This window comes from Cryobacterium sp. Sr3 (assembly GCF_004402835.1).
GTDB classification, from domain to species: Bacteria; Actinomycetota; Actinomycetes; order Actinomycetales; family Microbacteriaceae; genus Cryobacterium; species Cryobacterium sandaracinum.
This window is the reverse complement of sequence record NZ_SOFA01000009.1, coordinates 74,843-85,931: the sequence shown is the minus strand read 5'-3', so window position 1 is coordinate 85,931 and position 11,089 is coordinate 74,843. Positions and strand designations below refer to the sequence as shown.

Below are 11,089 nucleotides of genomic sequence, written 5' to 3'. Positions count from 1 at the left end.
GCCGAGCTCCTCGTCGACGAACTAGAATCCAGCTAACCAACCAGTGTTGCGACGACCGCTGGAATTCGCCCTAGAACTCGCCTGGCAGAAGTGGCCCTGTTTTCAGTCGGCGTTAACACTGGACAGCATTTCGCGCTTGGCGCTGGGATCGTCCAGTGGTCTCGATATCCGGTGAGCAGTGGACTGGGGAACGGAGCACGGTGCCAGGACGGCGGATTGCCGGCTTCAGCCTCGAAGTCGTGAACACCGGCAACCAAACCACGCAGATCATGGCCGCGTACTGGCAGATTGATCGAGGTAACGGCCTGGATACTCACTTCACGGCATCGCACGGTGGTGGGGGCATTGATTCGCTCTTCGATGCCCCTGATCACGCGAACGCACCTACTCTTCCGTTCACGCTGGAGCGCTACGGTCGGTGCGCGTGGGACTTCGAGATGAGCCTCGACGGAGTCCAAAAGCAGGAAGCTATCATTCGTGCTCGTCCGGTGGTTCAGTTCACCTCGCGGAAGAGGACAGAGTTCGCCTATGGCGCTTGGCTGCCGTCTCAGATCGCCATGGAGGCGCGACGCCTTTCCGAGAAACGTGACACCCAAGCTACGCTCACGCACCGCCCACGAAACGCCAAATTCCTATGAGCGTGCCGCAGAGGGTTCGGCTTGCGGACGCTCCATTCCCACAGCGATTAGCCACCGGTGAGGGTTCGTTCATAAGAATCGATAGCCGCGGCCCGTATCCTCGACGATCCGCGACCCACTGGCAGACATGTGCCGCGTGAGCACCTCTCGTCCGACACGGATGACACCTGAGCGCTCTTTGTCTCCGCCTTCGCGCGGGTCCCACGACGCCGGGTACATCTCGCCACCCAGTTCAACCTTGATCTCAAACTTCGATTCGGGGAAGAGCTGCTTCGACTCTCGGGGGATACGGATCTGACCCGCGGCCAGGTCGGCGTCTGTTAGACCCTGAGTTCGACCGAAACCAGTGACGACGGCGGCGCCTTCCGTGCCTGTAGGGCCGCCTCGGCTTTCTGACACGTTCCTCGGTGCCTTGACACCGCGAAAACCGTGAATCTTGCGACGGCCTGTCGGGAAGGTCAGGTTCGCGAATGGCACCGGCGTCGCCGGGTCGATCAAAGAGCGACGGACGTCGCCCGCCAGACCCTCTACAAAGCGATCCACCATCGCAGCTTCGGCGACAGCAGGGGCATCGGCAGGCCCGTAATGAACCCAGAGTCGAGCGGTGTCGAGCATTTGGACCGGCCAGCCTCCTGCATGAGGACCCCGCGCGCCGATGGCAGTCTCGTAGAACTGGCCCACCCGCTGGTGAGTGCTCGTTCCGGCTAACCCGATGTAAACCACAGGCTCCCCGGCGGGCCACATAGCGTTGAGGCGATTGCCGACCTGCTGAGCATCGGCTTGATCGCCGTCGATGGTCGTCTCCGGACGAACCTCGAGAAGTGAATTGACCGCGGCTAAATCCAGGGGCACGCAGTCAGCCCTGCATTGTCATTACGGTTCGCGCTCGTGGACACGACGTACACCCCAGGGCCCGCGAGCGGCACCTCCTCTCCCCAGGAGACAGCGCCATCGTAGCGCACGCCGGCGTGTCGGAATAGCTCATGGACGGTTGTCATGATCGGTCCTCACCGGGCGGCCTCCCCGCTCCAGTCAGAGCTTAACCACGCCAATGGACATCCATCCTGCGCGACTCGTATCCCCTCTCAGCGCCGACGGAAACTATTGCCGTCCGTCCCCTCGTCCCGTATGACATTTCTCTGCGTTTAGGGGGCGAAGGGTCTGCCGGATCCGATCCTGAAGACGCCAATCACCGTCGTGTTGTCCGATGCGTAGGCCGAAATATCGAGGCAGGTTCCTTCATGCGCGTTCGTCCACTCGATCGTTCGGGCAGCACCTCCAGCTGAGCGTGGTCTCTTCTGGGCGGCTAGTCGGTCCGATAGTTATTCATCGACACGCGGGCTCGCCCAGCCGGTATTTAGCCGATCCTTCATACCCTTGGTGACGGAGTCCCCCCACTCCACAAGGATTGGCCCCGGCAGCTTCCTCACCTCCCCCGGGTGCAGCGAAGCCGGGGCTTTTTCGCGGCTCCCCCGAACCGGCCGGCTGCAGCTCCGAGACGCGTGCCGTTCGAAGCGGCGGCGCAACTGCAGCGGTGCAGTCATCTGACGCCTTCTTCGCTCTGACCGTGACGCAGTCGGGTTGGCGGCCCCAGTCAGAGATCAATCTGACTGGGGAAGCCATAGTCCCGGACCCCCCGGTATCCCCACATTGCATCGAGATGTTAATCTCGCCGGGACTTGTACGATCGTACAGTACTTTCGGGCTGGCTTTTGGGAGGTGATGGCTACGCTTGTACAGCACTGCTCGCGGATGCCGTCTGGATGTGGCCTCGTTCACGGAGTCAACACCACAGCGGGTCAGGCTCGGACTTTGGTTAATCTCTGGAGGCACGATTGGCACGCAACGATTCTCGGTCGGCGGAGATGCGCGAGCGCATTCTGGCCGCCGCTGCGGTTGAATTCGCCGACCGTGGTTACGCAGGTGCTTCGATTGGCCTCATCGCCGATGCGGCAGCGACTGGAAAGGGCCAGGTTCAGTACCACTTCAGCGCCAAGTCGGATATCGCCCTGGACCTCATAGGTTCCGCGTTTTCCCGAGCACCATTCGCCAACGTGCTCGACGATGCCCCGCCCGTTCACGGGATGGAAGCGATCGTCGCCTCGATCCGGGGCGTGGCCGACGCCTTCCAAAACGACGTTCGCGTGCGGGCCGCAGTGCGACTGATGCGGGAGTACCAACTGATCCCAGCCACCCTGCCAACACCGTATGTCGGCTGGGTCGCGCGCATCGGGCTGCTACTTCGCGAGGCCGAGGCCGCCGAAGAGATACCTGCCGGCCTGGACCATGACCAGGAGGCGTGGCACCTGGTCGCGTACTTCTACGGCGTGCAGGAAATCTCCAATCGACTCACGGAACGCGCAGACCTCCCCGAACGAATCGAAGAAATGCTCACACGCGCCCTCAAAACACTCGGCGTAAAGCATCCCAACAGGTTTACAGGGTAAGTGACACGCGCTCCTCCACTTCTGGGCATGTCGTACAAACGATCGTTTGCGATTCAGCGAGGATCCGCGTGCTGCGCGACGTATCGGTGTGATGCGAGATTTTCGCTGTCTATTTCGTTCGTTCAGCCAGATGCACGTCGACGATGTCACCGATCCGCTTGCCGACAGCATTTCGCAGGGCGGCGTTGAGGGAGAGGAAGTGGCCGCCCTGCCCGTCGGGCATGAGTGTTGCGGCGAACGGATGACCATCGATCGTTCCGTCGACCTTGATCGTGCGTCCGGTGCCAAAGAAGGTTTTTGACTTGGGAACTGCCACCACTGTCCACGAGGCGGGCATCGCTGGATGGGCCAACGGGCTCGAGAAGTGGAGCTCAGCTCGCTGGGCGGTCATCGAGCTGTTCCTCGGCTGAATTCGGCGAGTATGTCGGCCATCGCGAGGGGCTCCCACTCGTGGTCGGCGCCGGGCACCCGCACCCACTTCGCATCGGGAATGGCGGAGGCAATGGACTCTGCAGCGGGCACCATCACTTCGTCGTAGCTCTTCGTGCCTACCATTGCCAGCACTGGCACCTGTATGCGTTCGAACAACTGTGAGTGCGGTGCCGATTCCGCCCAGGCGAGCGAGTCGGCGTCAGGCTGCAGACTGTCGGCCTGAGTAATCATTGCCGGGATCGATTTCACGATCTCGAGGATCTCGGGCGGCATGTCGTGCATGTAGAGGTCGAGGGCGCGCTCCCGCTGTCCTGCGGCGAGAAGTTCGCGGAGGTCATTCGCCAGCTCTTTGGCACCGCTGTCCGGTGGGGCGAGGGGCGCTTCCCAGAGGGCGAGACCGGTCAAGGAGATCCTCTTCGTCGCGGCCAACAGCGCGAGTGAACATCCGGATGAGTGCCCGCAGAGCAGGGCGCTACCACCTGCCGCGTCTACCAGTGCAGAGATGGCGGCCAATTCGCGGTGAAGGGTGATCGGCCCGTCTGCGCGGCTGTCCCCTCGGCCCACTCGATCGTAGACAATGCTAGTTAAGCCCTTGTCGGCGAGGAGTTCCGCGGTCGAAGTAGTGACCGGGTCGATATCGCGCCACGGACCGGCGCCGGCGACGAAGATCACCGAAGGACCGGATCCGCGAAGATCGTAGGCGACACGGTCGTGCAGAGCGGTTGTCACAAGGCTGGACATGGACATCCTCATTTCGACGGAGTCAAACTAGACTGGACTGATCAGTTCCTCTGCGTTCTAAACTAGACTCATTAGTCCAGAAACTCAAACCCCGAAATGCGAGGACGCCATGAGCGAATCATTCGGATCGAGTTCGGCGCGCAAGCACCGTGCCATTCTCGAGGCCGCGGAAACACTTTTTCTCCGCGATGGCTATCTCGGCACCAGCATGGATGAGCTTGCAGAGCGATCCGGTGTGTCCAAGCAGACCGTGTACAAGCATTTTGGAAGCAAAGAGGTCCTCTTCGTTGAGCTCGTCACCACGATGACCGCGGGGGCCAGCGACAATCTCGACGAACTCGACAGCATTCCGGACGACGAAGCAGATCTCGCGCCCTACTTCATGCAATACGCCATGGACGAGATGCGAATCGTCATGACACCGAGGCTGCTCCGCCTACGACGCCTAGTGATCGGAGAGGTCAGCCGCTTCCCCGAACTAGCCCGGGCCCTATTCGAAAACGGTCCCCAACGATCGATCCAATCGATGGCCATCGTCATCTCCAAGCTCGTACAGCGCGGACTCCTGAGCGCACCGAGCCCAGCAGTAGCAGCCACGACCTTGAATTGGCTGGTACTCGCCGCGCTGGTCAACAAAGCCATGCTTTTGGGCGACGAGGCCCTCCCGACGACCACCGCAATGAGGGCCCATGCAGCGGAGGCCACGCGCGTATTTCTCACCGCCTACGCCAACGATACCGGTCTCGACGATCTGCGCTGAGACTGACGAGGAAGACTGGGAACACGCAAGACCGGCCACAATGCGCCAACGCGATACCGCCGCTTAGCTTCGCGACTCGCTGGCCTTGACCCCGGTTGGTGGACACCTCACACGAGAGAATGTTCATCATGGGAAACACACGCCGCGAGTTCACTTCTGAACTCAAAGACGAGGCCGTCAAGCTGGTGATCAACACCGGTCGGCCCGTGTCGACCGTGGCCCGAGAGCTCGGCGTCGCCTGGCCCAGCAAAAACAAGGCATCCAAAGAGGTCGGCGCCTGGATCGAGGACCGCTACAACCGGCGCCGCCGACACACCTCCCTCGGCCAGGTCAGCCCCGTCGACTTCGAGCTGCAATACTCAAACCAGAACGCGGTCTTCGCTAAAGCCGCATAACCCCGTGTCTACTAACCGGGGGCAAGGCCACGTAACCTTCGTGTGTCGAAGCCGGCCCGTTAAGAGACGGAGCCGCCAACAAAACGGCGGCATAAACCCGGGACGGTTCACTGTGGGAGGCCCTGACCTGATGCTCGGCCCGGGCCAAGCATCAGGTCAGGGCCGAGCAACGGTCCGGGCGATGACAGGAGATCCGGGGCCAACCTGCACCCCGCACTGATCGGTGAATCGAGGTTTAGGTTCTAACCGGGATAGTCGGAACAGTGCCCTGCTCAGCCTCGGCTAGCGCAGCCTCTGCGACCTTGCGCCTCTTGACCAAAATGGCAAAGTACGCTGCAGCAGCCGCACCTACCAGGCCGATGCCAGCAGTGATCAGGAAGTAGAAGTTATTGGCGCCAGCCACGTCATCACCATAGGCGGTGTAGATTGCCGCGCTGATCTGTGGCAGGAAGATGTCTGGAAGGTAACCGACCAATGAGATGAGCCCAATCGCAATTCCGGTCGCCGCCACGGGAACACGGCAGTCTTCAAGCAAAGACCAGTAGACACCGCGGATGACGTACACGAACAGACCTACCAACACGACCAGCACGTACACCAGGCCAATGGCCGAACCACCGGGCATAATTGCCAAACCAATAAGCCCCAGCGCAGAAATCAACATGGCCGCCGACAGCACTCGAGACTTGCCGAGTTTGTCGGCGAGGTACCCGCCTCCGAAGCCACCGATGGGGCGCATCCACATCACTACGACGGTCACTACGCCGGCAGCAACTGGGGTCACCGCGTGGTTGGTGGTCAGATATCCAGAGAAGTAGTAGTAGGCCCAGAATAGTGTGTATCCGCAGAATAGGGCGAACATCAGAACCCATACTTCACGGATTTTAAGGATTCGACGGACGGCAGCAAAGGTCGATTCGACCGACTCGTCACTAGTCGTCCCGGCCATCTTTTTCTCTTCACTTGAGAGCACGAAGAAGAGGACTACAGCGAGCACGATGAGGACAGCACAGTACATGTACACGACCGCCTGGAATCCTGCCTCAGTCTGGGCGATATTTGACGGGCCGTCGCCAACAAACGCAGCGAAGATGGCAACCGCCACGGTGGCCAGGGCCGCCTCAACTACTCCGCGCCCTCCATCAAGGGCTCCAAAGAATCTGCCTTCCTCGTTCTTGTCGGCGAGCAGATTCACGGCTTTCAACAGCGAGCTCCAGAACGTGAACACCGAGGCAAAGCCCCAGACGAGGAAGATAAAGACCAACGTCGACTTGTCCGGGATTTGGGCGTAAAACAATCCCGCTGCCGCTGTGAGTGTCAGTGAGAAAGTGATCATGTACTTCGTTGAGAATTTGTCAGCCAACCACCCGCTGGGGAGATAGCCAACCACGAAGATGATGCCGAGCATCGAGTAGAGAGTCGCCAACTCGGCGTTGGACATCTCGAAGACCTCGAGGATGGTCGCTTCGAAGTTCTGTCGCAGGTAGACCAACGGGTAGATGGAACCTCCCGCCAAAATTAGGAGGACGAGTTGGAAAATCTTCTTTGATTGACCGGGCTTAGGCATCTACAAATGTTCCTTTGTGATCGAGGAGGATGCGGTGTGTGCGTTGGAGGATGGCGTCGTTCTGCGCAGCAATTTCGGCGTGAACCGCACGTAGTTGGGCGTAGAGGTCAACGTTTTGGGGGTTGGGCGCGAAGCAGTCCTCGCGATGCACCATGTGGCTTGAGGCGTCATCGAAGGTCGGGTACACGCTGCAGGCCACGGCGACACAGATGGCGGCGCCGAGGCCGGCGGCGTTGCGCACTTCATTACGCACCGCAGGAATGCCAAAAACATCGGCAAAGATCTGCATGCAAAGGTCGCTGAAGGAACCACCTCCCGACACAACGAGCGTCCCGATGCTGGCGCGTCGCTCTTCTTCCATGCCCACCATGTTTTGCTTCATGGTGAAGGCGATGCCTTCGAGGATGGCGCGGTACATATGGGCGTAGCTGTGACGCTCATCGAATCCGAGGAACATTCCCTTTTTGTGAGGCTGCGTGGGAGGCGCGAGCCAATCGAGGACGCACATCAGACCGTCGCTACCCGCCGCAACGGTAGACGCCAGTGAGTTGAGATATTCATCTCCGCTCACTCCGGCCGCCGCTGCGGCCTCAATTACCTCTTTACCGAGCAGGTTGCGGAGCCACGAAACGGTCCACATGCCGCGGCGAATACCGCCGCACTCATAGATGTACCGGTGCGGTTCTGACGCAAAATTGGAGAAGTAGGTATTCGGTTCAGCAACGTATTCTTTGCCGACGATCATCCCCGTGATGTACGTGCCGAGGGATACCAGGCCCGTCGTCTCGTCCCGGAGCCCGGCTCCGAGAGCTTCGGCGGCTTTGTCGTTTGCGGTGTGCACCACTGGGAGGCCCTGCGGGATTCCAGTGATGGCCGCAAACTGTGCATTCACGTAGCCGCCGATGTCGCCGGGCATTTGGAGCTGGTACAACATGTCCAGGTTCACGTTGTAGGAGTCGAAGGTTTCCTTGTCACTGAACCAGTCCCATGCCTCAACGTCCATTGGCCATGGACCGATGTAGTTGGCGACGGTGTCAGTGAGCTGGCCGGTGAGCCGCCCCATGAGGTAGCCCGACGTCGTCGTGACGTAGACGACATCATCGTTGGTCTTTTCGTACGGTTTGGCGAGGCGTCGGTCCATCCAGCTCTGGACGGGCTCGACGAGAGTGCCGTCCGCGCGGGTCAAGGCTCGACAACACCGAATGGTGCACAGGCCGACCCCGATGATGTCTGCTGGATCGCCTTGGAACGCCTCCATTACACGGGACGCAGCCGCAACGATGGAGTCGTAGAGGTCGTCGTGTGGATGTTCTACAACGCCCGGCTCGGGTGTGTGAAGGGGCTCCAAGGCCTGGCTGGCCTCGCACACAACTCGTCCTTTGGTGTCAAAGATGACGACCTTCGAACTTTGCGAGCCGCCGTCGATCCCAAGAATGTACTTCTTTGTCATTGTTAGATTCATCGTTATTTACCGGCGCTTAGCGCACCAAGTAACCCCCGTCGACGCTCAGGATGTGCCCGTTCACGTAGTCGGAAGCGCGGCTTGCGAGGAACACTGTTGCCCCCATGAGGTCTTGTGTCTGACCCCACCGGTTAGCCGGGATATGGTCGAGAACGCGCTGGTTGGTGTCAGCGTTGGCGCGGGTTGCAGACGTGAGCTCGGTGGCGTAGTAGCCGGGGGCGATGCCGTTCACCTGAATTCCGAACTGCGCCAGCTCGTCGCAGTACGCCTTGGTGAATCCGGCGATGCCGTGCTTAGTGGCGGCGTACGCGGGTGACCACTGGCCACCGAGGAAGGTAAACACCGAGCAGATGTTGATTATCTTGCCGCTGCCCTGCGGGATCATGTATTTGGCGCATTCGTGCGACATCTCGAAGGCCGCAGTGAGGTTGAGAGCAACCATAGGGTCCCACTGCTTGCGCGTGTACTTGGTGACATCGGACTCATTGATGCTGCGACCGGCGCAGTTCACAAGGATATCGATGCTGCCGAATTCCTCGATGCAGGCCTCGACGACTCTCTTGGGGTTTCCCTCGACCGTGATATCCGACATTAGATAGGCGTACTTCGCGCCGGCCGCATCGACCAGCGACCCGGTTTCCCCGTCGTCGGGCATGATGCTGACGGCGAACACATTCGCGCCTGCCTTGGCCAGGGCGAGCGAGAATGCCTGTCCGAGTCCGGTGTTGCCGCCGGTGACGATGGCGTTCTTGCCCTTGATGGAGAAGAAGTCCATCTGGAAGTCCGAAATTTTGACGTCAGTCATGCGTTTTCTCAATTTCTTTTTCGATATTGGTATGAGCGGGTACGCCAGGAGTCATAGTCACTGTGTGCGTCCTGGCGCACCCGCGCCGGGAGGAGGAGCGTTACTTCTTGAGCGGGAAGATGGTTCCGCGGTTCATGATCCCGTTCGGGTCGAACGCGGCCTTGAGCGTTTCAAGCATGTACAGCGAGGAGCCGTATTCCTCGGCCAGGAAGTGCGTGCGGTGCTTCCCGACGCCGTGGTGGTGGCACATCGAACCGCCCAGTTTCAGGGTCTCCTCGACGATGATGTTCTGGATCGGGTCGTGGTACGTGGCGCGTTCTTCTGTGGGATCCACGTCAATCTTGTAGTAGTAGACGAAGTACAAATTGGTTCCGTTGAGATAGCTGTGGCTGGAGTGGCCACCGAGCAGGCTGAACTCCGCCGAGATCTCGTTCCGGATGCGGGCAAGCGCATTGGTATAGATGTCATGAATGACACTCCAGTTGCCCGAGATCTCCGTGGTGAAGCCATTGATCAAAGTTTCGCGAATCTCAACACGTTCTTCTTCGATCTTCGAGACATCCCAGTTGAGGTTGTCGAACCAGTCTTCAATGAGCTTGTCTTCGACTCGATCCGCGGAACCGAAGGTGGAGACGATCTCTTCGATTGCGGCTCCCGTTGCGTCAGCGAGGGGCTTGGGTCCTTCGGCAACGAAGATGAGTACGCAGCGACCGTCCGAGAAGTGCTTGAAGTGGTACAGCCCATCTTCTTTGTCGTAGAGTCGCGCAACGGACGGACGGTAGCCCTGAGTGATGACCTCCCGAAGAATCTCAAGGCCGGTCTTCATATCGTTCAGCAGGTAGCCGTAGAACTTGTTGTTCTCCGGGTAGTAACGGAAAATCTTAACGGTCACTTCGGTGATGAAGTTGAGCGCCCCCTCGTTGCCAATTACAAGGTGGCGGATGTCGGGCCCAGCCGCTCGACGGGGCACGTTCTTGATGCGGCAGATTTCGCCGTTCGGGAAGACCGTTTCGACACCAACGAGCATGTCTTCGATTCCGCCGTAGAGAGTGGAGAATTGCCCGATCGAGCGGGTTGCGACCAACCCCCCATACTGTGCCAGCGGCTTGGACTGTGGCGAATGCCCTGTGGTGTATCCGATCTCGCGAAGCTCGTTTTCGAGGTCTTCGAGACAGACACCACATTGGACGGTGGCGAGCATGTTGGTGGTGTCGATGGTGAGAATCTGGTTCATGCCCGAACCATCCACAACGATCGAATTTTCGACGACCGTCTCAAGACCGCCCTCGGTTGCGGAGCCACCGGTCTTCGGCACAACGTTGATTCCATTTTCGTTCGCGAACTTCAAAACCTGCGCCACCTCGAGCGGGGTACCAGGCTTCACCAACGCTGCGGGAAGTGGCAGGGCGTAGATGCCGAAGATGTTCTCTACCTTGTAGTACCGGTCCGAACTGTTGTCCTTCAGCGTCTGCTCGTCGGTTATCACTCGCTCGCTGCCGAGGATGTCAACGTAGGCACTAACAATTTGTTCACGGGTAAGACTCATCAATGCGATCGGTTCCATTCGTTCTGGTTGTTCCTGTTTGCTGGTGTCGAGCAAAGTTCCACCTCTTCGGGGATACAAAAAAAACAGCGATCCCCTCACATGAGGGGGTCGCTGTTCTCTAGGTTTTAAGCAACAGTCCCGGGCCAGGCCTGGAACGAGTATTAAGTTATGAGGTCTTGGAAAGACTAGCACGGACAGTTCTGTCTCGAACAAGAACCCTCTGCAGGCCCGGTGACGATCGTGCAACTGGAGTCTTGCGGCGCACGGGCCTGAAAAGTAGCGCCACCGCCTGCCAC

The 11,089-nt window shown here is 59.5% G+C and carries 11 protein-coding genes; 4 read left to right on the top strand and 7 right to left on the bottom strand.

Annotated elements, in window-relative coordinates; genetic code table 11:
- Positions 1-239 precede the first annotated feature (239 nt).
- Positions 240-638: a hypothetical protein gene (locus tag E3N94_RS03160; RefSeq protein WP_134420834.1), complete on the top strand. Its 399-nt coding sequence runs from the start codon at positions 240-242 to the stop codon at positions 636-638.
- 69 nt (positions 639-707) lie between these two features.
- Here the strand turns inward: E3N94_RS03160 and E3N94_RS03155 are convergent, their stop codons facing one another.
- The gene (locus E3N94_RS03155) at positions 708-1,490 is read right to left on the bottom strand and encodes a hypothetical protein (RefSeq protein WP_134420832.1); all 783 of its coding nucleotides are present in this window, start codon (positions 1,488-1,490) and stop codon (positions 708-710) included.
- A gap of 983 nt (positions 1,491-2,473) precedes the next feature.
- On the opposite strand from E3N94_RS03155, the gene E3N94_RS03150 reads away from it, so the two are divergent.
- Positions 2,474-3,085, top strand: coding sequence for a TetR/AcrR family transcriptional regulator (locus E3N94_RS03150; RefSeq protein ID WP_134420830.1), 612 nt, complete (start codon positions 2,474-2,476; stop codon positions 3,083-3,085).
- Between the two features lie 109 nt (positions 3,086-3,194).
- On the opposite strand, the gene E3N94_RS03145 is transcribed toward E3N94_RS03150, so the two are convergent.
- Both E3N94_RS03145 and E3N94_RS03140 read right to left on the bottom strand, forming a co-directional pair.
- Entirely contained in the window at positions 3,195-3,476 is a 282-nt protein-coding gene (locus E3N94_RS03145; RefSeq protein WP_134420828.1) for a DUF1905 domain-containing protein, read from the bottom strand.
- Positions 3,473-4,189 carry an alpha/beta fold hydrolase gene (locus E3N94_RS03140; RefSeq protein WP_241987046.1) on the bottom strand — a complete coding sequence of 239 codons (717 nt, stop codon included), beginning with the start codon at positions 4,187-4,189 and terminating at the stop codon, positions 3,473-3,475. Before E3N94_RS03140 ends, E3N94_RS03145 begins: the two co-directional genes overlap by 4 nt.
- A 178-nt stretch (positions 4,190-4,367) precedes the next feature.
- On the opposite strand from E3N94_RS03140, the gene E3N94_RS03135 reads away from it, so the two are divergent.
- On the top strand, positions 4,368-5,018 hold the full coding sequence (locus E3N94_RS03135) for a TetR/AcrR family transcriptional regulator (RefSeq protein ID WP_134569765.1): 651 nt from the start codon (positions 4,368-4,370) through the stop codon (positions 5,016-5,018).
- Between the two features lie 128 nt (positions 5,019-5,146).
- Positions 5,147-5,413, top strand: coding sequence for a transposase (locus tag E3N94_RS03130; protein WP_166790046.1), 267 nt, complete (start codon positions 5,147-5,149; stop codon positions 5,411-5,413).
- Positions 5,414-5,648: 235 nt separating this feature from the next.
- Here E3N94_RS03130 and E3N94_RS03125 read toward each other — a convergent pair whose 3' ends face one another.
- The 4 genes from E3N94_RS03125 to E3N94_RS03110 all read right to left on the bottom strand — a co-directional run bounded on the left by E3N94_RS03125 (position 5,649) and on the right by E3N94_RS03110 (position 10,847).
- The gene (locus E3N94_RS03125) at positions 5,649-6,980 is read right to left on the bottom strand and encodes an MFS transporter (RefSeq protein ID WP_134569764.1); all 1,332 of its coding nucleotides are present in this window, start codon (positions 6,978-6,980) and stop codon (positions 5,649-5,651) included.
- A complete protein-coding gene (locus E3N94_RS03120) occupies positions 6,973-8,430 on the bottom strand; it encodes an FGGY-family carbohydrate kinase (protein ID WP_134420199.1) in 1,458 nt (485 codons plus the stop codon). The genes E3N94_RS03125 and E3N94_RS03120 overlap by 8 nt, the downstream gene beginning before the upstream one ends.
- Before the next feature lie 28 nt (positions 8,431-8,458).
- Complete coding sequence (locus E3N94_RS03115; protein ID WP_134569763.1) at positions 8,459-9,247, bottom strand: SDR family oxidoreductase; 789 nt, start codon at positions 9,245-9,247, stop codon at positions 8,459-8,461.
- 100 nt (positions 9,248-9,347) lie between these two features.
- A complete protein-coding gene (locus E3N94_RS03110; protein WP_241986135.1) occupies positions 9,348-10,847 on the bottom strand; it encodes an FAD-binding oxidoreductase in 1,500 nt (499 codons plus the stop codon).
- Positions 10,848-11,089: the final 242 nt, after the last annotated feature.

Excerpts from the sequence above, each read along its gene's own strand:
- E3N94_RS03125 (WP_134569764.1), bottom strand. The coding sequence starts at position 6,980 with ATGCCTAAGCCCGGTCAATCAAAGAAGATTTTCCAACTCGTCCTCCTA.
- E3N94_RS03120 (WP_134420199.1), bottom strand. The coding sequence starts at position 8,430 with ATGACAAAGAAGTACATTCTTGGGATCGACGGCGGCTCGCAAAGTTCG.
- E3N94_RS03145 (WP_134420828.1), bottom strand. The coding sequence starts at position 3,476 with ATGACCGCCCAGCGAGCTGAGCTCCACTTCTCGAGCCCGTTGGCCCAT.
- E3N94_RS03135 (WP_134569765.1), top strand. The coding sequence starts at position 4,368 with ATGAGCGAATCATTCGGATCGAGTTCGGCGCGCAAGCACCGTGCCATT.
- E3N94_RS03115 (WP_134569763.1), bottom strand. The coding sequence starts at position 9,247 with ATGACTGACGTCAAAATTTCGGACTTCCAGATGGACTTCTTCTCCATC.
- E3N94_RS03130 (WP_166790046.1), top strand. The coding sequence starts at position 5,147 with ATGGGAAACACACGCCGCGAGTTCACTTCTGAACTCAAAGACGAGGCC.